24 protein-coding genes and 1 tRNA gene are annotated in these 22,364 nt (G+C 69.8%); 16 read left to right on the top strand and 9 right to left on the bottom strand.

All coding sequences use genetic code 11. The annotated features are described in order from the left end of the window. Positions 1 to 64: 64 nt before the first annotated feature. A complete protein-coding gene (locus tag ASE56_RS13245; RefSeq protein ID WP_056230606.1) occupies positions 65 to 604 on the bottom strand; it encodes a YaeQ family protein in 540 nt (179 codons plus the stop codon). Positions 605 to 690: 86 nt separating this feature from the next. Then, entirely contained in the window at positions 691 to 1,422 is a 732-nt protein-coding gene (locus ASE56_RS13250; protein WP_056230609.1) for a hypothetical protein, read from the bottom strand. Positions 1,423 to 1,452: 30 nt separating this feature from the next. Between ASE56_RS13250 and ASE56_RS13255 the strand changes: the two genes are divergently transcribed. Then, a complete protein-coding gene (locus tag ASE56_RS13255) occupies positions 1,453 to 1,707 on the top strand; it encodes a hypothetical protein (protein ID WP_056230610.1) in 255 nt (84 codons plus the stop codon). A 92-nt stretch (positions 1,708 to 1,799) separates the two neighbouring features. Here the strand turns inward: ASE56_RS13255 and ASE56_RS13260 are convergent, their stop codons facing one another. Together ASE56_RS13260 and ASE56_RS13265 are read right to left on the bottom strand one after the other, a co-directional pair. After that, complete coding sequence (locus ASE56_RS13260) at positions 1,800 to 2,369, bottom strand: hypothetical protein (protein WP_056230612.1); 570 nt, start codon at positions 2,367 to 2,369, stop codon at positions 1,800 to 1,802. Further along, positions 2,366 to 3,190 carry an inositol monophosphatase family protein gene (locus ASE56_RS13265; RefSeq protein WP_056230613.1) on the bottom strand — a complete coding sequence of 275 codons (825 nt, stop codon included), beginning with the start codon at positions 3,188 to 3,190 and terminating at the stop codon, positions 2,366 to 2,368. The genes ASE56_RS13260 and ASE56_RS13265 overlap by 4 nt, the downstream gene beginning before the upstream one ends. A gap of 103 nt (positions 3,191 to 3,293) precedes the next feature. Between ASE56_RS13265 and ASE56_RS13270 the strand changes: the two genes are divergently transcribed. Next, positions 3,294 to 3,369, top strand: a tRNA-Lys gene (locus ASE56_RS13270). A gap of 152 nt (positions 3,370 to 3,521) precedes the next feature. Beyond that, positions 3,522 to 4,094, top strand: a complete 573-nt coding sequence (locus ASE56_RS13275) for an NUDIX domain-containing protein (protein ID WP_056230615.1) — start codon at positions 3,522 to 3,524, stop codon at positions 4,092 to 4,094. Here the strand turns inward: ASE56_RS13275 and ASE56_RS13280 are convergent. From ASE56_RS13280 to ASE56_RS13295, 4 genes are all read right to left on the bottom strand, one after another. Next, positions 4,061 to 5,602: an HNH endonuclease signature motif containing protein gene (locus ASE56_RS13280; RefSeq protein WP_056230617.1), complete on the bottom strand. Its 1,542-nt coding sequence runs from the start codon at positions 5,600 to 5,602 to the stop codon at positions 4,061 to 4,063. The two genes, ASE56_RS13275 and ASE56_RS13280, sit on opposite strands and share 34 nt — an antisense overlap. Before the next feature lie 162 nt (positions 5,603 to 5,764). Next, positions 5,765 to 7,006, bottom strand: a complete 1,242-nt coding sequence (locus tag ASE56_RS13285; RefSeq protein WP_056230619.1) for an MFS transporter — start codon at positions 7,004 to 7,006, stop codon at positions 5,765 to 5,767. Continuing rightward, positions 7,003 to 7,545, bottom strand: coding sequence for a MarR family winged helix-turn-helix transcriptional regulator (locus tag ASE56_RS13290; protein WP_082450679.1), 543 nt, complete (start codon positions 7,543 to 7,545; stop codon positions 7,003 to 7,005). The genes ASE56_RS13285 and ASE56_RS13290 overlap by 4 nt, the downstream gene beginning before the upstream one ends. Positions 7,546 to 7,595: 50 nt before the next feature. Then, positions 7,596 to 8,378, bottom strand: coding sequence for an IclR family transcriptional regulator (locus ASE56_RS13295; protein WP_056230622.1), 783 nt, complete (start codon positions 8,376 to 8,378; stop codon positions 7,596 to 7,598). A gap of 100 nt (positions 8,379 to 8,478) precedes the next feature. Between ASE56_RS13295 and ASE56_RS13300 the strand changes: the two genes are divergently transcribed. Genes ASE56_RS13300 through ASE56_RS13310 form a run of 3 tightly spaced genes read left to right on the top strand, consistent with a single transcriptional unit; the run spans position 8,479 to position 11,089 of the window. Continuing rightward, a complete protein-coding gene (locus ASE56_RS13300) occupies positions 8,479 to 9,252 on the top strand; it encodes a CoA transferase subunit A (RefSeq protein WP_056230623.1) in 774 nt (257 codons plus the stop codon). After that, positions 9,252 to 9,905, top strand: a complete 654-nt coding sequence (locus ASE56_RS13305; protein ID WP_176786394.1) for a CoA transferase subunit B — start codon at positions 9,252 to 9,254, stop codon at positions 9,903 to 9,905. Before ASE56_RS13300 ends, ASE56_RS13305 begins: the two co-directional genes overlap by 1 nt. Continuing rightward, on the top strand, positions 9,902 to 11,089 hold the full coding sequence (locus tag ASE56_RS13310) for an acetyl-CoA C-acetyltransferase (protein ID WP_056230624.1): 1,188 nt from the start codon (positions 9,902 to 9,904) through the stop codon (positions 11,087 to 11,089). Before ASE56_RS13305 ends, ASE56_RS13310 begins: the two co-directional genes overlap by 4 nt. Positions 11,090 to 11,153: 64 nt before the next feature. Here ASE56_RS13310 and ASE56_RS13315 read toward each other — a convergent pair whose 3' ends face one another. Further along, positions 11,154 to 11,408, bottom strand: a complete 255-nt coding sequence (locus tag ASE56_RS13315) for a hypothetical protein (protein ID WP_056230625.1) — start codon at positions 11,406 to 11,408, stop codon at positions 11,154 to 11,156. Between the two features lie 153 nt (positions 11,409 to 11,561). Here ASE56_RS13315 and ASE56_RS13320 point away from each other — a divergent pair, with 153 nt between their 5' ends. From ASE56_RS13320 to ASE56_RS13365, 10 genes are all read left to right on the top strand, one after another. Beyond that, positions 11,562 to 13,049 (top strand): trehalose-6-phosphate synthase, encoded by a 1,488-nt coding sequence (locus ASE56_RS13320; protein ID WP_056230627.1) that lies wholly within the window; start codon positions 11,562 to 11,564, stop codon positions 13,047 to 13,049. Then, positions 13,046 to 13,825, top strand: coding sequence for a trehalose-phosphatase (gene otsB / locus ASE56_RS13325; protein WP_056230629.1), 780 nt, complete (start codon positions 13,046 to 13,048; stop codon positions 13,823 to 13,825). The genes ASE56_RS13320 and otsB overlap by 4 nt, the downstream gene beginning before the upstream one ends. Positions 13,826 to 13,965: 140 nt before the next feature. Further along, positions 13,966 to 15,684, top strand: coding sequence for a dihydroxy-acid dehydratase (gene ilvD, locus ASE56_RS13330; RefSeq protein ID WP_056230630.1), 1,719 nt, complete (start codon positions 13,966 to 13,968; stop codon positions 15,682 to 15,684). Between the two features lie 46 nt (positions 15,685 to 15,730). Continuing rightward, positions 15,731 to 17,539, top strand: a complete 1,809-nt coding sequence (locus ASE56_RS13335; protein ID WP_056230632.1) for an acetolactate synthase large subunit — start codon at positions 15,731 to 15,733, stop codon at positions 17,537 to 17,539. 1 nt (position 17,540) lies between these two features. After that, positions 17,541 to 18,050: an acetolactate synthase small subunit gene (gene ilvN / locus ASE56_RS13340; RefSeq protein ID WP_056230635.1), complete on the top strand. Its 510-nt coding sequence runs from the start codon at positions 17,541 to 17,543 to the stop codon at positions 18,048 to 18,050. A gap of 66 nt (positions 18,051 to 18,116) precedes the next feature. Further along, a complete protein-coding gene (ilvC, locus tag ASE56_RS13345; protein WP_056230637.1) occupies positions 18,117 to 19,142 on the top strand; it encodes a ketol-acid reductoisomerase in 1,026 nt (341 codons plus the stop codon). Between the two features lie 98 nt (positions 19,143 to 19,240). After that, complete coding sequence (locus ASE56_RS13350; RefSeq protein WP_056230639.1) at positions 19,241 to 19,768, top strand: hypothetical protein; 528 nt, start codon at positions 19,241 to 19,243, stop codon at positions 19,766 to 19,768. Continuing rightward, a complete protein-coding gene (locus ASE56_RS13355; RefSeq protein ID WP_056230642.1) occupies positions 19,765 to 20,103 on the top strand; it encodes a hypothetical protein in 339 nt (112 codons plus the stop codon). Before ASE56_RS13350 ends, ASE56_RS13355 begins: the two co-directional genes overlap by 4 nt. Positions 20,104 to 20,441: 338 nt before the next feature. Then, complete coding sequence (serA, locus tag ASE56_RS13360; protein WP_056230644.1) at positions 20,442 to 22,046, top strand: phosphoglycerate dehydrogenase; 1,605 nt, start codon at positions 20,442 to 20,444, stop codon at positions 22,044 to 22,046. A 120-nt stretch (positions 22,047 to 22,166) separates the two neighbouring features. Beyond that, positions 22,167 to 22,358, top strand: a complete 192-nt coding sequence (locus ASE56_RS13365) for a hypothetical protein (protein ID WP_056230647.1) — start codon at positions 22,167 to 22,169, stop codon at positions 22,356 to 22,358. Positions 22,359 to 22,364 lie beyond the last annotated feature (6 nt).

Here is a 22,364-nt window from a genome sequence, read left to right on the forward strand (position 1 = left end):
TCACGTGAGAAAGCCCCCATCTTCGCCCGTTTCGGCGAAGGTGGGGGCTTTCTTCATCTCGGGATCAGCCCGCGGAGCGCGTGTGGATGTCGCTCTCGCCGGCAACGCCGTTCAGCTCGAGATAGATGCGCCCCTCGGTGCGCGTCAGAGTGGCGGTGTTGCGTCGTTCGATGGCATCCGACAACTTCTCGACGAAGCCGGGCTCGAAGCTGTGCAGGAGCACCTCCTCAGCGCGATGGATGCGCTTTCCCGCCCACGGGGCGGCGACCTTGTCGGGATCGCGGTGCGTGTAGATCGCGACGCGCTCGGCCTTCATGCTGCCGGTGTGCAGGCGCGCGGCATCCGGAGCTCCGACCTCGACCCACGCCACCAGGGCGCCCGTGAGGTCGCGGATCATCACGGCGGGCTCGTCGGTCGCGGCGACGCCCTCGCTGAAGCCGATGCCCTCCTCGTACTCGAGGCAGTAGGCCAGCACGCGCGTCAGCATGTACGGAGCGGTCTCCGAGGGGTGCCGAGCGACGCGCAACGCCAGCTCGTCGTAGACGCCGCGATCGACGTCGGAGAGCTGCACGGTGAACTGGTGAATGGTCGAGCCGATAGCCACGAGGGTCGAGCCTACGTTGTCGGGACGGCATGCCCGTGCGCGTTGTTCTGTGCGCGCTGTGCCGTGTGCGTTGTGCCGTGCCGCGCCTACGCGGTCGCGGGGGCGGTGCCGGGAAGGCGGTTACGCCACTGGGGGAGCGGGATGACGATGCGGTGCGCGGGGTCGCCGTCCCACTCCACCGGCAGGCCGGCTTCGGCGAGAGCATCGGCGACGATCCGGCCGACGCGGGCATCGGTCTGTCGCCAGACCTCGCTGCGCGCGGCCTCGTCGCCGACGTCGGCCGCCGCGAGAAGCCCGGGGTCGAGATCGCGCAGGGGTGCGAAGGCGCTGAACGTGAGGAACAGATGTGCGGGCTCCTCGGCGAGTCGCTCGGCGTCCTGCTGGTGGAAGAAGGTGTAGGCCCACTCGCGGAACTGCGGTGCACCCGTCTCGTCGCTCGGCGCGGGCGTGCGCTCGTCGTCGATCTCAGCGGTTCCGCACGTATTGCAGCAGGTGAAGTCGGCGCGGGCGACGAAGCCGCGTGCCTCGAGGATCGCGAACGCCGTGCGCAGGCGGTCGCCTTCCGTGACGGACGGCCACCCCTGCTCGACGCGGCGGCGCTCGGCCCAGACCTCGCGCACCACGGCCTCGGCGGTTGCGGCATCGTCGAGCTCGTGGACGTCCTGCACCTGCTGCACGACCTCATCGAAGTCGCGGAAGCCGGGGATGACGGCATCCTGAGCTGTCCGTCTGAGCTCTGCGAGATTAGGATCGGACGCGAGGGGAGCGGCCTGCGGGGCCGGCACGTTCTTGCCGAACAGGCGATCCAGGAATCCCATGCGTCCCAGTGAACCAGCTAGCGTCGGGGAATGCCCGATCCGCGTCACATCCGCATCGATGTCGGTCCCTTCCACCTCGACGCCGTTCCCGATTCGGCGCGGTGGCGGGCCGAGGGGAGAGGCGGCGACGCCCCGGTCGAGGGCGGGTGGAGCGACTGGGTCGCGTTCGCACAACGGATCCTGCAGGTCGACGAACGATGGCGTGGTCTCGAGGCGCGCGGAGACGCGTGGGACGAGGGCTTCGCTGCCGGCCGGGATGCCGCGGCGGTGAATCCGTACCGGTGAGCGAGTCAGGTGGGGCGGGGGCTTCGCCGCCGGCCGGGATGCCGCGGCGGTGAATCCGTACCGGTGAGCGAGACGCCCGCGCCTGCGGCGCCCTACTGAGGCGTCTCGACGAGGAGCAGACTCTGGCGGGTATCCGCGAACTTCACCCACCCGTCGCCGAACAGGTACGTCAGACCGTAGCCGTCGGCACCGCGCCCGCCGAGCCAATCGGGGTTCTCGGTGACATAATCGCCCGTGCCGTCGCGCTCGAGCTTCCACCCCGAAGCGACGAGGTCCTTCTCGGCCTGCTGCGCCGTCGCGTCGTCGATGGGAGCCCACCCGAAGATCTGCACGCGGTCGGATGCCACCTTGGCATCGCCCCACTTGCACTGGATGCCATCGTCAAGCGCCGTCGCGCCGATCCGGAACGGCTCCTCCTGGTAGGTCCACCCGAGGCTCTTGAAGTCGTCGACGGTGGCGGTCGGAATGATGTTCTCGCAGGTCGGGGTGATCGGGTCCGTCGTGGGAGTCGCGCTGGCACCGGCGTCGGGAGCGGGTGCATCGGTCGTCGTGGCGCTGGCCGCGACGCTCGGGGCGGCGTCAGGGGTCGACGTGCACCCGGCGAGAGCCGTTGCGACGATGGCGCCGCCGGCGGCGAGGAGAGCGAGGCGGGCGCGTGTCATCGGGCACCGTCCTCGTGCAGCAGAGCGAAGAAGTCGTCGTGCAGCAGGCCGTTCGTCGCGAGGGAAGAACCGGCATCGAGACGGTCGGTCCCGTCGAACGCCGTGAAACGTCCACCGGCCTCGCGCACGATGGGGGCGATCGCCGCGATGTCGTACTCCTTCACCCCGAACTCGGCCACGAGCTCGAGACGGCCCTCGGCCAACCACATGTAAGGGAGCGCATCCCCGTAGGCGCGATCGCGCCAGACAGCGCGCGTGAGCTTCTCGAGAGTGGGGACGAGGTCGACGTCATCCCACTGCTCGATGCTCTGGAAGCTGATGCTGGATGCCGAAACCTCGTCGACCCCGGACACGTGAATGCGTCGGATGTCACCGTCGGCGGTCGTCGTCCACGCGCCCTGGCCCGTTGCGGCCCACCAGCGGCGACCGATCGCGGGCTGGCTCACGACGCCCACCCGGGGGACGCCGTCGACGGTCAGGGCGATGAGCGTCGCCCAGACCGGAATGCCGCGCATGTAGTTGTGGGTCCCGTCGATCGGATCGATGACCCAGCGGCGGGACGTGTCACCCGACGTGCCGTATTCCTCGCCGAGCACGGAGTCGCCCGGGCGCTCCGCGTCGAGGATTCCGCGAATCGCGCGCTCCGTCGCCAGGTCGGCCTCGGTCACGTGCGTGCGGTCGGGCTTCGTGTCGATCCGGAGGTCGGCAGAGTCGAAGCGTTCCATCGCCACGGCGTCGGCAGCGTCAGCCAGGCGGAGGGCGAGTGCGAGATCGTCGGTCAGGTCCGCGGCGGGCGCGGCGGGCTCTTCGATGCGGGACACGGCTCCAGGATAACGGTCGATCCTGGCTCGATTTGGCGTGCCCGAGTCACGCCTGGTAGTGTCATTCCTCGGCGCGGAGAGCGAAACTCCGGCCGAACGGAACGCACCTCTAGCTCAATCGGCAGAGCAACTGACTCTTAATCAGTGGGTTCTGGGTTCAAGTCCCAGGGGGTGCACCAGCACAGAAAGTCCCCTCCCGCCCGTGTGGTGTGGAGGGGATTTTCGTTTCGCAGATCAGAGTTTCTGCGCAATCCCTCCGCCTCCTCGATGGCACTCGGCATGATGGGACCAGCCCCGTCTCCAACGGCGGCGCGTGACCCGGGAGGTTTCCATGGCCGACGACGAGATGTGGGATGTCACCGACATCCAGGGCACACCGACCGGAACCCTCCACCGGCGCGGGGACGGCCCTGTGCCGGCCGGGTTGTTCCACGTCGTGGCATCCGTCTGTCTGGTGTCGTCCACCGGCCGCGTGCTGATGAGCCTGCGCGCCGCGGGCAAGGACTACCCCTTGGCGTGGGAGTTCCCCGCCGGCAGCGCATTGCGCGGAGAGACCAGCCGCACCGGCGCCGTCCGGGAACTCGCGGAAGAGACGGGGATGGTGCTGGCCCCCGACGACCTGGTCTTGGTGGGTCGCGTCGTCGAAGAAAGAGCCCTGTTCGACCTCTGGGTCGGCCGTGTCGACGGGGAGCCCGCGCCCGTGCCGGATCCGGATGAGGTCCAGGATGCCGAGTGGGTCACCCTCGACGTCGTGCACCAGCGCTGGAAGGACGGGGTGTTCGCGACACCGTGGAACGCCCGGTTCGATCAGCTGTGGGACACGCTGGGGGAACGGGTGCGAGAGGAGCGCCAGGTCGGCGCCGCCAAAGATCAGAACGGCGGCGGATCCACCTCGATCTCGTGACCCAGGGGTGAGCGCCACCTCAGGTCGACATCGCCGGGGTTTTTGAGCGGTTCCCATTTCGTCTCGTGGCGGAGGCGGTGGTGGTGGCGGCACTCGGGTTCGAGGTTGTCGTGGTCGGTGGCCCCGCCGTCGGCCCACGCGGTGAGGTGATGGATGTCGCAGTCGCGGGCGGGGCGGGCGCACCCCGGGAAGACGCACGTCGGCGAGGTGACGCCGAGCCAGCGCCGGAGTGCGGTCGTCACTCGGTATCTGGTGCGATCGAGGGCGAGCGGAACCCCCGTGACCGGGTGGGTGAGAACGCGGATCCACGACGACGCCCCTCCTGCGAGTCTTCGTGCCGTGTCGAGATCGATCGGGCCGTACCCGTCGACGGTGGCTGGGGTGTCGTCGCGGCCGAGGAGGGTGAGGGAGGGAACGGTCACGACGACGGTGGGGCGGCCGGAGCCGGACGCCTTCGAGTCCCCTGCTGTGGGAGCCGGCGCCGCCGCGGGACGCTCCGCGACCGATCCACCCGCGAGCAGATCCGCTACCGCATCGGCTCTCAGTTGCGCCAGCGTGCGCTCTTCGCCGTCTGCCGTCGCCAGATGCCGCGCGGCGCGGTCCAGGCGTGTCATGGCGGCGTGCGCCCTGTCGGCCGGAAGCAAGGCTGTCAGTGTCGCCATGCCATCGAGCTCGGCGGTCAGCCACACCCCGCGGTCGAGGGCCGCGCGGCGATGCCGCTCCTCGATCGACTCGGCGTGGACCTTCTCGCGTAGCGCGCGAGCGGCGGTGTCGAAACTCGACGGCGTCAGACGCTCGGCGCGCTCGGCGCGCTCGGTGGCGCCGGTGTCGAACGCGGTCCAGGCCTCGCGGTCATCGGGGAGGGAGCCGGCGAGCCGGGCGATCCTGATCGCGTGGCTCTCGGAGATCCGTCCGTCGAGGAACGCCCGCCAGGCCAGGCCGCACCGTGCCTGCAGCGTCCGGGCGTGGCCGACCCGCGTGCGGACCGTCTGCTCGGCCAGACGCAGGTGAACGGCGATCTCTGCGGCGGCGGCGCGCTCCGCGAGGTCGGCACGGTCGCGCCGCACGGCGGCCACTGACCGCCCGCGAGAGTCCTCCCACGCGTGATCCAGGGTGGGATCGGGACCGACCCACGGGTCGGGATCGGCAACGGCGCGGTCGAGGATCAGCGTCATGAGCCGGTATTCCTCGGCGGTGTGCTGGCGACGGCGGACGGCGACCGCGACGAGGGTGTGCACGAGGTCGATGGGACGAGCGTCGGCTTCGGACTCGGAAACCGCAGCGGCGTCCTCGCCGGGGGAGTCGAGGTCGTGGCTCACCGGCCACGGAGTGCTGTCGTCGGAGAACAGCTCGTTCCAGTCCGGCTCGGACTGTCCCTCTTCGATCGCGCGGATCTCATCGGCCCAGGCCTGGAGCTCGTCGTCGCTCGGGGGAGACGCCAGGAACACGGCGGGCACGAGCGCAGCATCCGGTGTCGACCGGTGCGATGCGGGGGTCGGGCTCGTCATACGAGCACGGTATCGAGGACCTCCGACATCAGGAGGAACCGCCGGTCGAGGGCGAAATCGAGCACGTAACGCCCACCCACGCGAAAGCGCCGGGCGCCGACACGACGATCCGAACGGTTCGTCCTGCCGGCACCCGGCGCGAGGAGCGGTGACGCCGACGCCTTACGCCGCATCCCCCACGAGAACAGCTGCGCCCTCGTCAGCGGCATCCGGGTGTGCTCCGTCGACGTGTGCGAGCAGACGCCGGCCGAACAGGATGCAGGCGGCGGCGATCACGACCGACACCGCGGCCATCACGTAGGGCACTCCGGCGCCGTACGCGTGCCAGAGCAGCGCGGCGAGCGGGGGAGCGACCGCCCCGCCCAGGAAGCGCACGGCCGAGTAGGCCGACGACGCGACCGAGCGCGGGAGGTCGGTGGCTTCCATGACCGCTTCGGTCAGCGCGGTGTTCACGACGCCCAGCACGAGACCGCCCACGATGATGCACACGACCAGAGCGACGGCCGACGACACGATGAACGCGGCGACGAGCAGGTCGAGGGCCAGCAGAGGCAGGGCGATCAGCAGAACCGTCGTCAGCCGCAGGCGGCGCAACAGCAGAGGGGCGACCCAGACGCTCGTGATCGCCAGGCCCACACCCCATCCGAAGAAGGTCAGGCCGATGCCCATCGCCCCGAACCCGAGGGGGAACGGCGAGAACGCGAGCAGCGTGAAGAAGCCGATGTTGTAGAACAGCGCGGTCGCCGCGAGGATCGCGAGCGCCGGACGGCCGAGGGCGCGGAACGGGGCGCTGAAGGGGAGCGGGGTGCGCGCGGGCTTGGGGCCGCGCAGAAGGACCGCCACCGCGAGGAACGCGATCGCCATCAGGACGACGACGCCGAAGAACGGCCCGCGCCAGCTGACCTCACCCAGGATGCCGCCGAGCAGCGGCCCCACGGCGATGCCGAGGCCCAGCGCGGCTTCGTAGAGGATGATCGCGGCCGAGCTCCCGCCGGATGCCGCGCCCACGATGGTCGCCAGCGCGGTGGAGATGAACAGGGCGTTGCCCAGACCCCATCCGGCGCGGAAGCCGATCACGGCGTCGACGCTGCCGCTGATGGCGCAGAAGAAGGCGAACACGACGATCAAACCGAGACCGACGAGCAGGGTCGCCTTGGCGCCGATGCGGCTCGAGATCCAGCTGGTAATGAGCATCGCCAGGCCGGTCACGACGAGGTAGCTGGTGAACAGCAGCTCCGTCTCGACCGGGGTGGCCTTCAGGGAGTCCGCGATGGCGGGGAGGATCGGGTCGACGAGACCGATGCCCATGAAGGCGACGACGCACGCGAAGGCGACGGCCCAGACCTGCGCGGGCTGTTTCCAGACGCTGGGCGCCTTGCGGACTGCTGCGGTTCCGGCACTCACCGGACCACCTCCTGTTCTTCTGCGGATTCCGTGGGGACTCCGCGGTCTTCGGTGGGGTCGGCGGCGCCATCGTCGTCGGGGGTTCGATCGTCAAGGGTTTCGTTTCGACCCGCGGGAGTCGGCGCCATTCCCACGCGCAGTGAGAGCGCGGAGGCGGCGACGCTCACGGCATCCCACTCCTTCTCGGAGAGGTCGGCCACGTGCGGCGCAAGGGCCGCGCGGAACTGCTCGTACCACCCGGCCAGCGCGTCGAGGCCCTTCGCCGTGGCGGCGATCACGCTGACGCGCGAGTCGTCGGGCAGGCGGCGGCGCTCGACGAGTCCCGCGGCGTCCATCTGGTGGACGAGTCGGGTCATGCCGGGCTGTGTCACGCGGCTGAGGGTCGCGAGGTCGCCGAGGCGCTGGGGGCCGTGGTCGCGCAGGAGAGTCAGCGTGCGCCACTGCGCGGCGGGGGCGTCGGTCTGGGTGTCGAGAGCCGCGACGCGGGTGAGGGCGTGCACCGCGAGCAGAAGCGTCTGCAGGTCGTCGTGGCGGGTCATATGCGGAAGTATACCCCCGGTATATACCGTGGGTATCTATTTCGACGGATTCAGCGAGACGCGATGCGCGTCGACAACTGGTGCGCGTGCGCGAGAAGGATCCGTCCGAGCTCCGCGAGGCGCTCGCCGCCGAAGCGGAACTCCACCCCGGTCAGGCTGAGAGCCCACTGCGGGTCGCCCGCGCGCGTGAATACGGCCGCGCCGAGCCCGTAGCTCCCCTCCACGATGAGCCCCGGATTCACCGCGTATCCACGTGCCTGCGTGTCGCGGATCCGCCCGCGCAGACGGGTGGGGGAGTGCGACGCCCCCCACTTCTCGGGAAGTTCCGGATGCCGCTCGAGATACGCATCCACCTCGCTCGACGGCAGGAACGCCAGGATCGCCAACCCCGCCGAGGCCACCCCGAGGGGAAAGCGCACCCCCTCCGACAGCACGAACGAGCGGATCGGGAAGCTCCCGTCCTCGCGCACCAGGCACACCGTCTCGTCGCCCCGCCGTACCGACAGGAACGCGCTCTCCTCGGTTCGGACCGCCAGGGAGCGCACGATGTCGCGCGCGGTCGAGGTGATGTCGAATCGGGATGCCGCCACACTCCCCATCAGATAGAGCTCCGGCCCCGGTAGCCAGTGACCGGTCGGCTCGTCGCGGTCGACGAGCCCCTCGGCGCGAAGCGCGCTGAGGAGGCGGTGCGCGGTCGGTCGCGTGAGATCGGCGTCGCGCGCGAGGTCGCCGACCGACGCGCCGGTCTCGCCCGCGGCCGTCACGAGGCGCAAGAGCCGTGCCGCCCGCGAGATGGCCTGGGCGCCGGGAACGGATCGCGATGCAGTGTCCACGATGTGGACGCTAAGCCCCACGTCATCCACATGACAAGAGCGCGGTCGACTCGGCGGGCCCGAACAGCGCACCGTAGGAGGACGAAACGAAGGAGTTCGCGTGATCGACAAGACCGTCGCCTCGGCCGCCGAGGCCGTCGCCGACATCACCGACGGAGCGTCTCTCGCCGTCGGCGGGTTCGGCCTGTCCGGCAACCCCATCGCCCTCATCGAGGCCCTTCTCGCCCAGGGGACCCGCGACCTGTCGGTCGTGTCGAACAACTGCGGCGTCGACGACTGGGGGCTCGGCATCCTGCTCGGCGCCGGTCGCATCCGCAAGATGACCTCGTCGTACGTCGGAGAGAACAAGGAGTTCGAGCGGCAGTTCCTCTCGGGCGAACTCGAGCTCGAGCTCACCCCGCAGGGCACCCTCGCCGAGAAGATGCGGGCCGGCGGCTCGGGCATCGCGGCCTTCTACACCCAGACCGGTGTCGGCACCCAGGTCGCCGAGGGCGGACTGCCGCGTCGCTACGACGGGGCCGGCGGCATCGCCGTCGCCTCCCCGGTCAAGGACGTCCGCACCTTCGAGGTGAACGGCGAGCAGCGCGAGTTCGTGCTCGAAGAGGCCATCACCACCGACTTCTCACTCGTGCACGCCCACACGGGCGACCGGCACGGCAACCTCGTGTTCCGAAAGGCCGCGCGCGCCTTCAACCCCCTCGCCGCGATGGCCGGCCGCACCTGCATCGTGCAGGTCGAGCACCTCGTCGAGCCCGGTGACCTCGACCCGGACGCCGTTCACCTCCCCGGCGTGTACGTCCACCGCATCGTCGAGGTCGGCCCCGACGTCCCCAAGCGCATCGAGAAGCGCACCGTGAGTGAGGAGACCCGCTGATGGTTCTGTCCCGCACCGAGATGGCCGCCCGCGCCGCCCGCGAGCTCGCCGACGGCTCGTACGTCAACCTCGGCATCGGCCTGCCGACCCTCGTGCCCAACTACGTGCCCGACGCGGTCACGGTCGTGCTGCAGTCCGAGAACGGCATCCTCGGCGTCGGTCCCTACCCGACCGAGGACGCGGTGGACGCCGACCTCATCAACGCCGGCAAAGAGACCGTGACCACCCTCCCGGGGTCGGCGTTCTTCGACTCGGCCCTGAGCTTCGGGATGATCCGCGGGGGCAAGATCGACGCCGCCATCCTCGGGGCGATGCAGGTGTCGGCATCCGGAGATCTGGCGAACTGGATGATCCCCGGAAAGATGGTCAAGGGCCCCGGGGGAGCGATGGACCTCGTCCACGGCGCCGCCCGCGTGATCGTGCTCATGGAGCACGTCGCCCGCGACGGCTCACCGAAGATCGTCGACGAGTGCTCGTTGCCGCTCACCGGCCGCGGCGTCGTCGACCGGATCATCACCGACCTCGCCGTGATCGATGTGACGGAGGATGGACTCGTGCTCGTCGAGCTCGCCCCCGGGGTGAGCGTCGACGAGGTGCGGGCCGCCACCGAGCCCGAGCTGACCGTCCGACTCGCTGAGGAGCAGCACGCATGAACGCACAGAAAGACGTCGTCATCGTCGCCGCCGCCCGCACCCCGCAGGGCCGACTGAAGGGGCAGCTCGCCCCGTTAACCGCCGTGCAGCTCGGGGCGGCCGCCATCCGCGGGGCGCTCGAGCACGGCGGCATCCCCGCCGACGCCGTCGATGCGGTGCTCGTGGGCCAAGTGCTGCAGGCCGGAGCGGGGCAGAACGCCGCGCGCCAGGCCGCGATCGAAGCGGGCATCGGTTGGGACGTGCACTCCGCCACCATCAACAAGGTCTGCCTGTCGGGTCTCACCGCGATCATCGACGCGGCACGCATGCTGCGCCTGGGAGACGCGACGGTGGTCGTCGCCGCGGGCATGGAGTCGATGACCCGTGCCCCGCACCTGCTGATGAACTCGCGCGACGGCTACGCCTACGGCTCCGTCGAGGTGCTCGACCACATGGCGTACGACGGCCTCACCGACGCGTACGACCGCGAGAGCATGGGCGCCTCGACCGAGCGCGCGAACGCCCGGTACGAGGTCACGCGCGAAGCTCAGGATGCCGTGGCCGCCCGCTCCCACCAGCGCGCCGCCGCCGCGCAGGCGGACGGGATCTTCGACGCCGAGATCGTCCCGGTGTCGATCCCGCAGCGGAAGGGCGACCCCGTGGTCGTCTCGGCCGACGAGGGCATCCGCGCCGACACGACGGTCGAGACGCTCGCGAAGCTGCGTCCCGCCTTCGCCGAGGGCGGCTCGATCACCGCGGGAAACGCCTCGCAGATCTCCGACGGCGCCTCCGCGGTGGTCGTCACCACCCGCGCGATCGCCGACGAGCGCGGGTGGGACGTGCTCGCCGTAGTCGGGGCCGCAGGTCAGGTCGCCGGCCCCGACAACTCCCTGCACGCCCAGCCCGCCCGCGCGATCGCGAAAGCGCTCGAGAAGCAGGGCATCGCGGCATCCGACCTCGACCTCATCGAGATCAACGAGGCCTTCGGCGCCGTGGTCGCGCGGTCGCAGGCCAAGCTGGGCGTTTCCGACGAGGTCGTCAACCCGCACGGCGGCGGCATCGCGATCGGGCACCCCATCGGCGCCTCGGGCAACCGTCTCGTCGTCCACGCGGTGCACGAACTCGTCCGTCGCGGCCGCGGGACGGCCGCGGTGGCGCTCTGCGGTGGCGGCGGTCAGGGTGACGCGTTGATCCTCACCCGGTAGGGTCGGCCCGAAACGAACGGATGCCGCGACCTCGAGGCCGCGGCATCCGTGAGGTCTCCGTGGGTCAGCGCGCGAGACGCTTCTTGAACAGCTTCTCCTGCTTCTTCGAGACGGGGGAGTCCCCCGAGATCACGCGACCCCGACGTGCGCGGCGCGTGTCGACGACCGCGCCGATCGCGAGCGCGAGAGTGATGCCCCAGCTCAGCCACGCCAGCGCCGTGCGCCAGGTGAACGGCTCGTCGTTCTTGAGACCGCGCAGGAGCGTGACGCCGCCGGTGATGGCGCTGAGAAGACCGGTTCCGAAGATGTACTGCCGCATGAGCCCAACCTATCGAGCGGTGTGATCCGGCGCCGCACCTTGACAGCGAAGCGCGACCGGACCGAGCGCGAGAACGCACGTATCGCATCCCGTCCACCCCCGTGCGCGGATCGGGCCCGCTGTTAGCCTGAGGACGATCCCCGAGGAGGACCTGTGACCCAGGCCGATTTCGTCGTCGTCGCCAACCGACTGCCCGTCGATCGCACCCCCGACGGCGAGGGGTGGCGACGCTCACCCGGCGGTCTCGTCACCGCTCTCGAACCCGTCATGCGTCGCGCCGAAGGCGCCTGGGTCGGATGGGCCGGTCAAGCCGATGCCACCGTCGACCCCTTCGACTTCGAGGGCACGCACCTCGTTCCCGTGACCCTGTCGGCGTCCGACGTGCAGCTCTACTACGAGGGCTTCTCGAACGACACCATCTGGCCGCTCTACCACGACGTCATCGCCGCGCCGACGTACAAGCGCGCGTGGTGGGACGCCTACGTGAAGGTGAACGAACGCTTCGCCCGCGCCGCCGCCGACGTGACCGCCGAGGGCGGCATCGTGTGGGTGCAGGACTACCAGCTCCAGCTCGTCCCCAAACTGCTGCGCGAGCTGCGCCCCGACCTCACGATCGGGTACTTCCACCACATCCCGTTCCCGGCCTACGGCCTGTACTCGCAGCTGCCCTGGCGCAAGCAGGTGCTCGAGGGACTTCTCGGCGCCGACGTCATCGGATTCCAGCGGGTGGCCGACGCCGGCAACTTCGCCCGGGCCGTGCGGCGACAGCTGCGGTACGAGACCAAGGCCAGCGGCATCCTGGTGCCCGACTCCCAGGGCGGCACGCGCGTCGCCCTTGCGAAGGCGTTCCCCATCTCGATCGACGCCGAGTCGTACATCGAGCTCGCGCAGAAGCCCGAGATCCAGCAGCGCGCCAAAGAGATCCGCGAGGGGCTCGGCAATCCGCGCAAGATCCTCCTGGGCGTCGACCGCCTCGACTACACCAAGGGCATCCGCCACCGCCTGAAAGCGTGGGGTGAACTGCTCGAAGACGGCCGTGCCACCGTCGAGGACGCCACCCTCGTGCAGGTGGCGAGCCCGAGCCGCGAGCGCGTCGACGCCTACGTGCAGCTGCGCGACGAGATCGAGATGACCGTCGGGCGCATCAACGGCGATTACGACACCACCACGCACACGGCCATCCGCTACCTGCACCAGTCGTACCCGCGCGAAGAGATGGTCGCCCTCTTCCTCGCTGCCGACGTCATGCTCGTCACCGCGCTCCGCGACGGCATGAACCTCGTCGCCAAGGAGTACGTCGCCAGCCGCATCGACAACCGCGGCGTGCTCGTGCTGAGCGAGTTCGCGGGAGCCGCCGACGAGATGGGCAGCGCCCTGCTCATCAACCCGCACGACATCGACGGGCTGAAGGACCAGATCCTGCGCGCGATCGACATGCCCGCCGCCGAGCAGGGCCGCCGCATGCGGGCCCTGCGCAAACGCGTGCGCGATCACGACGTCGAGGACTGGTCGCGGGAGTTCCTCGATGCGCTCTCGGTCTTCCACGAGAAATCGTCGAGCGCCGCCGCCGCCGAGGTGGTCGAACACGACGACGGTTCGGTCCCCGAGCGCGAGCCCATCGACGAAACGGATGCCGAGTGACCGCCGCAGACGCGACGGTCGAGGCCGTCGCCACCACCGACACGCTTCTCATCGCCCTCGATTTCGACGGCACGCTCTCGCCGCTCGTCGACGAGCCGATGTCGGCGCGGATGACCCCGGGTGCGCGGGCCGCGGTCGACGCCCTCGCGGTGCTTCCGCGCACGGTCGTCGCCCTGGTGTCGGGGCGCTCGCTCGGGCACCTGCGCGAGATCGCCGAGCACGACGACTCCTCGCCCATCTGGCTCGCGGGCTCGCACGGCGCCCAGTTCTGGGTGCCCGGTGCGGGGATCGAAGAGACAGGCGACGACGCCGCCGACCTCGAGCTGCGGGATGAGCTGCAGAAAGAGGTCCTCGAGCGCACGGCTGACATGGCGGGTGTCTGGATCGAGCCCAAGGAGTACGGTCTCGGCGTCCACACGCGCACCGCGGACGCCGCGACCGCTCGGGCCGCCCGTGCTCTCGTCGACGAGATGCTCGCCGATCGAGCGCCCTCGTGGCGGCGTCGCACCGGCCACGACATCCTCGAGTTCTCGTTCCGACATGAGGGCAAGGACTCCGCCGTGGCGCGCTTGCGCGAGCGCGTCGGGGCGACGGCCGTGCTGTTCGCGGGCGACGACGTCACCGATGAAGATGCCCTGAGCTCCCTGGATGCCGGTGACCTCGGCGTGCGCGTGGGCGGGGGAGACACCGCGGCGACGCTCCGCGTGGACGACATCGACGCGTTCGTCGCGGTGTTGGAGGATGTGGCGCGCCTGCGTCGTGCGCACGTCGACTGACCCGACGCCACCTCGACGATCCGCGTTCGCGCGGAAGTCGATGCGGCCGGCACCGGGCGCGGGGTTCACGAGCGCCGATTAATCGAGCGTTCACGGCCTGCGGAGCATCGGGTGTCGTACCCGCGCAATAGACTTCGAGAATGCCCGCACCGCAGAATCCGAACACCGGCGAATTCGACATCAAGCCCCGCAGTCGCGTCGTCACCGATGGCATCGAAGCCACCACGTCACGCGGAATGCTCCGCGCCGTCGGCATGGGTGACGAGGATTGGGACAAGCCCCAGATCGGCATCGCGTCGAGCTGGAACGAGATCACGCCCTGCAACCTCAGCCTCGACCGCCTCGCGCAGGGCGCGAAAGAGGGCGTGCACGCCGGCGGCGGGTACCCGCTGCAGTTCGGCACGATCTCCGTCTCCGACGGCATCTCGATGGGCCACGAGGGCATGCACTTCTCGCTCGTGTCGCGCGAGGTCATCGCCGACAGCGTCGAGACCGTGATGATGGCCGAGCGCCTCGACGGCTCCGTGCTGCTCGCCGGCTGCGACAAGTCGATCCCCGGCATGCTCATGGCATCCGCTCGCCTCGACCTCTCGAGCGTCTTCCTCTACGCCGGCTCCATCGCCCCGGGCTGGGTCAAGCTCAGCGACGGCACCGAGAAGGACGTCACGATCATCGACTCGTTCGAGGCCGTGGGCGCGTGCCTCGCGGGCAAGATGAGCGAGGCCGACCTCAAGCGCATCGAGTGCGCGATCGCCCCGGGTGAGGGCGCGTGCGGTGGCATGTACACCGCCAACACCATGGCGTCCGTCGCCGAGGCCCTCGGCCTCAGCCTCCCCGGCTCCGCAGCCCCGCCCTCGGCCGACCGCCGCCGCGACTACTTCGCCCACCGCTCGGGCGAGGCCGTGGTCAACCTCCTGCGCCAGGGCATCACCACGCGCGACATCCTCACCAAAGAGGCGTTCGAGAACGCCATCGCCCTCGCCATGGCGCTCGGCGGCTCGACCAACGTCGTGCTGCACCTGCTCGCCATCGCGAACGAGGCCGAGGTCGAGCTCAACCTGCACGACTTCAACCGCATCGGCGACCGCACGCCCCACGTGGCCGACATGAAGCCCTTCGGCCAGTACGTCATGAACGACGTCGACCGTCACGGCGGCATCCCGGTCATCATGAAGGCCATGCTCGACGAGGGTCTGCTGCACGGTGATGCGCTCACCGTCACGGGCAAGACCCTCGCCGAGAACCTCGCGGACCTGAACCCCGACCCGGTCGACGGCAAGGTCATCCACTCGTTCAACGACCCGATCCACGCGACCGGCGGCATCACGATCCTGCACGGCTCGATGGCTCCTGAGGGCGCCGTGGTGAAGTCGGCCGGCTTCGACGGGAACGTCTTCGAAGGCCCCGCCCGCGTGTTCGAGCGCGAGCGCGGCGCGATGGACGCCCTCGAGGCGGGCGAGATCGCCGCCGGCGACGTCGTGGTCATCCGCTACGAGGGTCCCAAGGGCGGTCCGGGCATGCGCGAGATGCTCGCGATCACCGCGGCCATCAAGGGCGCGGGCCTCGGAAAAGATGTACTACTGTTGACGGACGGACGATTCTCAGGCGGCACAACCGGCCTGTGCATCGGCCACATAGCTCCCGAAGCGGTGGACGCAGGTCCCATCGCCTTCGTGCGCGATGGTGATCTGATACGGGTCGATATCGCCGCTCGCACTCTCGACTTGATCGTCGATGACGCCGAGCTGAGTTCCCGCCGCGAAGGCTGGGAACCGCTTCCCCCGCGCTATACCCGTGGCGTTCTGGCCAAGTACTCCAAGCTCGTGCACTCCGCCGCGGAGGGCGCGGTCACGGGCTGACGGCCGTCCCCCTTCTCACCTTTCTCCCGGTTCTCGAGGTACTCCCATGTCCATCGATTCCTCCACGGCAGCCATTCCCCGGCCGCCCGCCCGCACCGCTCCGGCGCCCGTGATAACGGGTGCGCAGGCGGTCGTCCGCTCGCTCGACCTGCTCGGCGTCACCGACGTGTTCGGTCTGCCGGGCGGGGCGATCATGCCCGTCTACGACCCGCTCATGGACGACGAGCACGTGCGCCACATCCTCGTGCGCCACGAGCAGGGCGCCGGTCACGCGGCCGAGGGCTACGCCGCCGCCTCGGGCAAGGTCGGCGTCGCCATCGCGACGTCGGGCCCCGGGGCGACCAACCTCGTCACCGCGATCGCCGACGCCTACATGGACTCGGTTCCGCTGGTCTGCATCACCGGCCAGGTGTTCTCGACCCTCATGGGAACGGACGCCTTCCAGGAGGCCGACATCGTCGGCATCACCATGCCGATCACCAAGCACTCGTTCCTGGTGAAGACCGCCGAAGAGATCCCCGGCGCGATCGCCGCGGCCTTCGAGATCGCCTCGACCGGTCGCCCCGGTCCCGTGCTCGTCGACATCACCAAGGACGCCCAGCAGGCCGAAGCGCCGTTCGTCTGGCCGCCCAAGGTCGAGCTCCCCGGCTACCGCCCGGTGACCAAAGCGCACGGCAAGCAGATCCAGGCCGCGGCCCAGCTGCTCGCCACCGCCAAGAAGCCCGTGCTGTACGTAGGCGGCGGCACGATCCGCGCGAACGCCTCGGCCGAGCTGAAGGTGCTCGCCGAAGCGACCGGTGCGCCCGTGGTCACCACGCTCATGGCGCGCGGCGCGTTCCCCGACTCGCACGAGCAACACCTCGGCATGCCGGGCATGCACGGCACCGTTCCCGCGGTGCTCGCCCTGCAAGAGAGCGACCTGATCGTCTCGCTCGGCGCGCGCTTCGACGACCGCGTGACCGGCAAGGCGGCGCTGTTCGCCCCGCACGCGCAGGTGGTGCACGTCGACATCGACCCCGCCGAGATCTCGAAGATCCGCACGGCCGATGTGCCGATCGTGGGCGACCTGAAGGACGTGCTCGTCGACCTCGACGCCGCCTTCCGTGCCGTCGACGCCGAGCAGCCCCACGACTACACCGAGTGGTGGACCTACCTGAACGGGCTCCGCGAGGAGTTCCCGCTCGGCTACACGCCCACCACCGATGGCCTGCTCTCGCCGCAGTACGTGATCCAGCGCATCGGCGAGATGACCGGCCCCGAGGGGGTCTACGCCTCGGGCGTGGGCCAACACCAGATGTGGGCCGCGCAGTTCATCAAGTACGAGCGCCCGAACGCGTGGCTCAACTCCGGCGGTGCCGGCACCATGGGCTACGCGGTGCCCGCGGCCATGGGTGCCAAGGTTGCCCAGCCCGATCGCGCCGTGTGGGCGATCGACGGCGACGGCTGCTTCCAGATGACCAACCAGGAGCTCGCGACCTGCGTCATCAACGACATCCCGATCAAGGTCGCGATCATCAACAACTCCTCGCTCGGCATGGTGCGCCAGTGGCAGACGCTGTTCTTCGACGGCCGCCACTCGAACACCGACCTGAACACGGGACACGGCACCCGCCGCATCCCCGACTTCGTCAAGCTGGCCGAGGCGTACGGCTGCCTGGCGATCCGCGTCGAGAAAGAAGACGAGATCGACGCGGCCATCCAGCTCGCGCTCGACACGAACGACCGCCCGGTCGTGATCGACTTCGTCGTGAGCGCCGACGCCATGGTCTGGCCGATGGTCCCGCAGGGCGTCAGCAACAGCTACGTCCAGTACGCGCGCGACCACTCGCCCACCTTCAACGAGCAGGAGGACTGAGATGTCCCGCCACGTTCTGAGCCTCCTCGTCGAGGACAAGCCCGGTCTGCTCACGCGCGTCGCGGGCCTGTTCGCCCGCCGCGGCTTCAACATCGAATCGCTCGCCGTGGGTGTCACCGAGGTGCCGGGTCTCTCGCGCATCACGGTCGTCGTCGACGTCGAGGGGCTGCCGCTCGAGCAGGTGACCAAGCAGCTGAACAAGCTGATCAACGTCATCAAGATCGTCGAGCTCGACCCCGCCAGCTCCGTCCAGCGCGAGCACGTCCTGGTCAAGGTGCGCGCCGACAACGCGAGCCGCTCCAACGTGCTCGAGGTCGTGAACCTCTTCCGCGCGTCGGTCGTCGACTACGCCCCCGACGCCATCGTGATCGAGATCACGGGCGACTCGGGCAAGGTTGCCGCCTTCCTCAAAGCGATCGAGCCCTTCGGTGTCAAGGAGCTCGCGCAGTCGGGCCTGCTCGCCGTCGGTCGCGGCGGCAAGAGCATCACCGAGCGCGTTCTGCGCGGCTGAATCTTCCCTTCTTCCATTCACCAGCGGCCCCTGAGCGGGGGCCACGATTCAAGGAGAAACATCCTCATGGCAGAGATCTTCTACGACGACGACGCCGACCTCTCGATCATCCAGGGCAAGAAGGTCGCGATCGTCGGCTACGGCTCGCAGGGTCACGCCCACGCGCAGAACCTGCGCGACTCGGGTGTCGAGGTCGTCATCGCGCTCAAGGACGGCTCCAAGTCGGCCGCCAAGGCGCAGGAAGACGGCTTCGAGGTCAAGAACGTGGCGGATGCCGCCGAGTGGGCCGACCTGATCATGATCCTGGCGCCCGACCAGCACCAGCGTTCGATCTTCGCCGACTCGATCAAGGACAAGCTCACCGAGGGCAAGACGCTCGCCTTCGCGCACGGCTTCAACATCCGCTTCGGCTACATCGACGCCCCCGAGGGTGTCGACGTGATCCTCGTCGCCCCCAAGGCTCCCGGTCACACCGTGCGTCGCGAGTACGTCGCGGGCCGCGGCATCCCCGACATCATCGCCGTCGAGCGCGACGCCTCGGGCTCGGCCTGGGACACCGCCCTGTCGTACGCCAAGGCCATCGGCGGCACCCGCGCCGGCGTCATCAAGACGACCTTCACCGAAGAGACCGAGACCGACCTGTTCGGCGAGCAGGCCGTGCTCTGCGGCGGAATGAGCCACCTCGTGCAGGCCGGCTTCGAGACCCTCGTCGAGGCGGGCTACCAGCCGCAGATCGCGTACTTCGAGGTGCTGCACGAGCTCAAGCTCATCGTCGACCTCATGTGGGAGGGCGGCATCGCCAAGCAGCGCTGGTCGATCTCCGACACCGCCGAGTACGGCGACTACGTCTCGGGTCCCCGCGTCATCTCGTCCGATGTCAAGGCCAGCATGAAGGCCGTCCTCAGCGACATCCAGTCGGGTGCCTTCGCTGAGCGCTTCATCGCCGACCAGGACAAGGGCGCCCCCGAGTTCCTCGAGCTCCGCGAGAAGGAGCAGGGTCACCCCATCGAGGCGACCGGCAAGGAGCTGCGCGGCCTCTTCGCGTGGAAGCAGCAGGACACCGACTACGTCGAGGGTTCCGCCGCGCGCTGATCCTCTCGTCGAACGCCCCGGAACCTCGCGGTTCCGGGGCGTTCGACGTTTCGGCGGGGCGCGGCCCGGCGGCGGGGGAGCGCCGCTACCGTGGAGCCGTGAGCACTCCGCGCGATGACGACGCCCTGTCCTGGGGCGGTGACGACGACCCCACCCTCGACGTCGGCGAGAAGCACGCGCCGACCCCCGTCCCCGGCGGCGAGGTCGAGGCCGAGCCGATCGAGCCCCTGCAGCCTGCCGCGGCGCCGGTCACCCGGCATCCCGAGCCCGTCCGCTCCGAGCCGGTCGCGGTCGACGACGTCGACGATGAGGACCCGGATGCCGCCCACGCGGCGCCCCTCGGAAACGTGGGTCTCGTGGGGATCGGCATGGTGGCGGCGACGTTCCTGCTCTTCGCGATCGGCTGGCTTCTCGCGGGACTGCGGCTGAACGGCCTCGGTCTTCCCATTCCGTCGGTGACGGTGATCGCCCTGACGATCGGCGCGGCGCTCGCCCCGGTCGTGTGGTTCGTCGCCGTGCTCGCTCTCACGCGCAGCTGGCGCACGTGGCAGCGCTTCCTGCTGCTGATCGTGGGGATCGTGCTTCTCGTTCCCTGGCCGTTCCTGTCGTTGGGAGCCTTCGCATGAGCACTCCCGTTCGCACCCGCCACCTGCCGACGTGGCTTCTCGTCACGATCGCGGGACTCTTCGGCCTGTTCTACGCGTACGTCGTGTGGAGCTCGGTCGCGCTGCTGATCCAGCAGGTCAACGGCCCCCTGGGGCTCAACGGTCTGGGCTGGTTCGTGTACATCCTTCCCATCGTGTTCCCGCTCGTCGCGTTCGGTGTGGCCTTCGCGATCGGCCAGCGGCGAAGGGCGGGCGAGCTCGCGATCGCCCTCCTCGCGGGGCTGACGCTCTCCGCCGCGTTCTGGCTCGCGATCGTGGGTTACGGCACCACCTCGTACGGCCTGTACGGCGGCTGAGGACGAGGGTCCCGGCATCCGGGGTCCCGTTCTGCTCGCGCGCGGCGTTGTCCTCCGCGAGAAAGCATCTCGCTGACATTTCGGCGTCACGCTGACGTGGGCTCGTCAGCGAGATGCGGTCTCATGCGGCGGAGGTGTCGGCGCGATGTCTACCCGGCTCCGCCCTGCTCGGCTTGCACACGGCCAGCGCAGCCCGGACGTGCGGCGTCACACGGTCAGGGCGTCGGGTGGCTCCGCGCTAGGCTGACAGACGGCCCGCACGGGTCGCGCGCCCGGTTCGCGCCGGCGGTGTGCGACGGTGCGCGGCAGTCCCCAGCACCGTTTCGAAGGACGTATCCGTGACGAAGCCCGTCGTGCTCATCGCCGAAGAACTCTCTCCCGCCACGATCGACGCGCTCGGCCCCGACTTCGACGTGCGCAACGTCGACGGGACCGACCGCCCCGCGCTGCTGTCGGCCCTCGCCGACGCCCACGCGGTGCTCGTGCGCTCGGCCACCCAGATCGACGCCGAGGCCCTCGCCGCCGCGCCGTCGCTCAAGGTCGTCGCTCGCGCCGGTGTCGGGCTCGACAACGTCGACATCAAGTCGGCCACCTCGGCCGGCGTCATGGTCGTCAACGCCCCGACCTCCAACATCATCTCGGCCGCCGAGCTCACCGTCGGTCACGTGCTGAGCCTCGCGCGCCGCATCCCGGCCGCGCACGCCTCGCTCGCGCAGGGCCTGTGGAAGCGCAGCTCGTTCACCGGAACCGAGCTGTTCGAGAAGACGATCGGCATCATCGGCCTCGGTCGCATCGGCGCCCTCATCGCCGCGCGCGTGCAGGGCTTCGACATGCGCGTGATCGCGTACGACCCCTACGTCACCGCGGCCCGCGCGCAGCAGCTCGGCGTGCAGCTGGTGTCGCTCGACGAGCTCCTCGAGCAGAGCGACTTCGTCACGATCCACATGCCGAAGACGCCCGAGACGACCGGCATGATCGGCGCCGAGCAGCTGCGCCGCATGAAGAAGAGCGCCTACGTCATCAACGTCGCCCGCGGTGGCCTCATCGACGAGGAGGCGCTCTTCGACGCCCTCACCACGGGTGAGATCGCCGGCGCCGGTCTCGACGTCTTCTCGACCGAGCCCCCCGCCGAGGGCGGACCCGCCCGCAAGCTCCTCGACCTGCCGAACGTCGTCGTCACCCCGCACCTCGGCGCCAGCACCGAGGAGGCGCAGGAGAAGGCGGGCGTCTCGGTCGCGCGCAGCGTCAAGCTCGCCCTCGAAGGCGATCTCGTTCCGGATGCCGTGAACGTCGCCGGCGGCGCGATCGACCCCTTCGTGCGCCCCGGTATCGCGCTCGTCGAGATGCTCGGCCAGTTCTTCAGCGGCCTCGCCGACAGCGCCCTCACCAGCCTCGAGATCGAGGTGCGCGGAGAGCTCGCCCAGTACGACGTCAGCGTCTACCGTCTCGCCGCCCTCAAGGGGTACTTCAGCCGCATCGTCAGCGAGAGCGTCTCGTACGTCAACGCCCCGCTCTTCGCCGAGCAGCGCGGCGTCGAGGCGCGCCTGGTCGTCGAGGCCGAGAGCCCGCTGTACCGCAACATCACGATCCTGCGCGGCACGCTGGCCGACGGCTCGGCCCTCGAGGTCGCGGGCACGCTCGCCGGCACGCGCATGGTGCCCAAGGTCGTCTCGATCAACGGCTACGAGATCGAGGTGCCGATCGAGCAGCACCACGTGGTCATGCGTTACGCCGACCGCCCCGGAATCGTGGCGATCTACGGCCAGAAGCTGGGCGAAGCGGGCATCAACATCGCGGGCCTGCAGGTGGCGGCTCCGGATGCCACGGGCCGGGCGCTCTCGGTGCTCACGGTCGACTCGCCGGTGCCCGACGAGATCCTCGTCGCCATGCGCGAGGCCGTCGGCGCCGACCTCTTCCGACAGATCGACATCGTCGAGGGCTGACGCCCGAGACGGTCATTCCGGGGGAGGGGGTCGCTGCGGCGGCCCCCTCTTCCGTTCGCTCTCGGCGCGCGCGTTCCCCGCTCTGGGGTGACGCATAATCGGGCGGATGACACTTCGCTCGTGGCCCTCGTCCTTCGCGTCGTCTCCGCCGGTCTCGGCATCCTGTTCGTCGTCGCCGGAGTGGCCGATGTCGTGCGCCGCACGCCGTGGGGCTTCGTCGGTGTGATCGGCGGGGCACTGATCCTGCTCGGGGTGGTGATCGAGCTCCGGCGCGAGCGTCGTGAGCGGCGGGTCCAGCGGCTGCGCGACTGACCGGCG

This window comes from Microbacterium sp. Leaf203 (assembly GCF_001421275.1).
Taxonomy (GTDB): Bacteria; Actinomycetota; Actinomycetes; order Actinomycetales; family Microbacteriaceae; genus Microbacterium; species Microbacterium testaceum_A.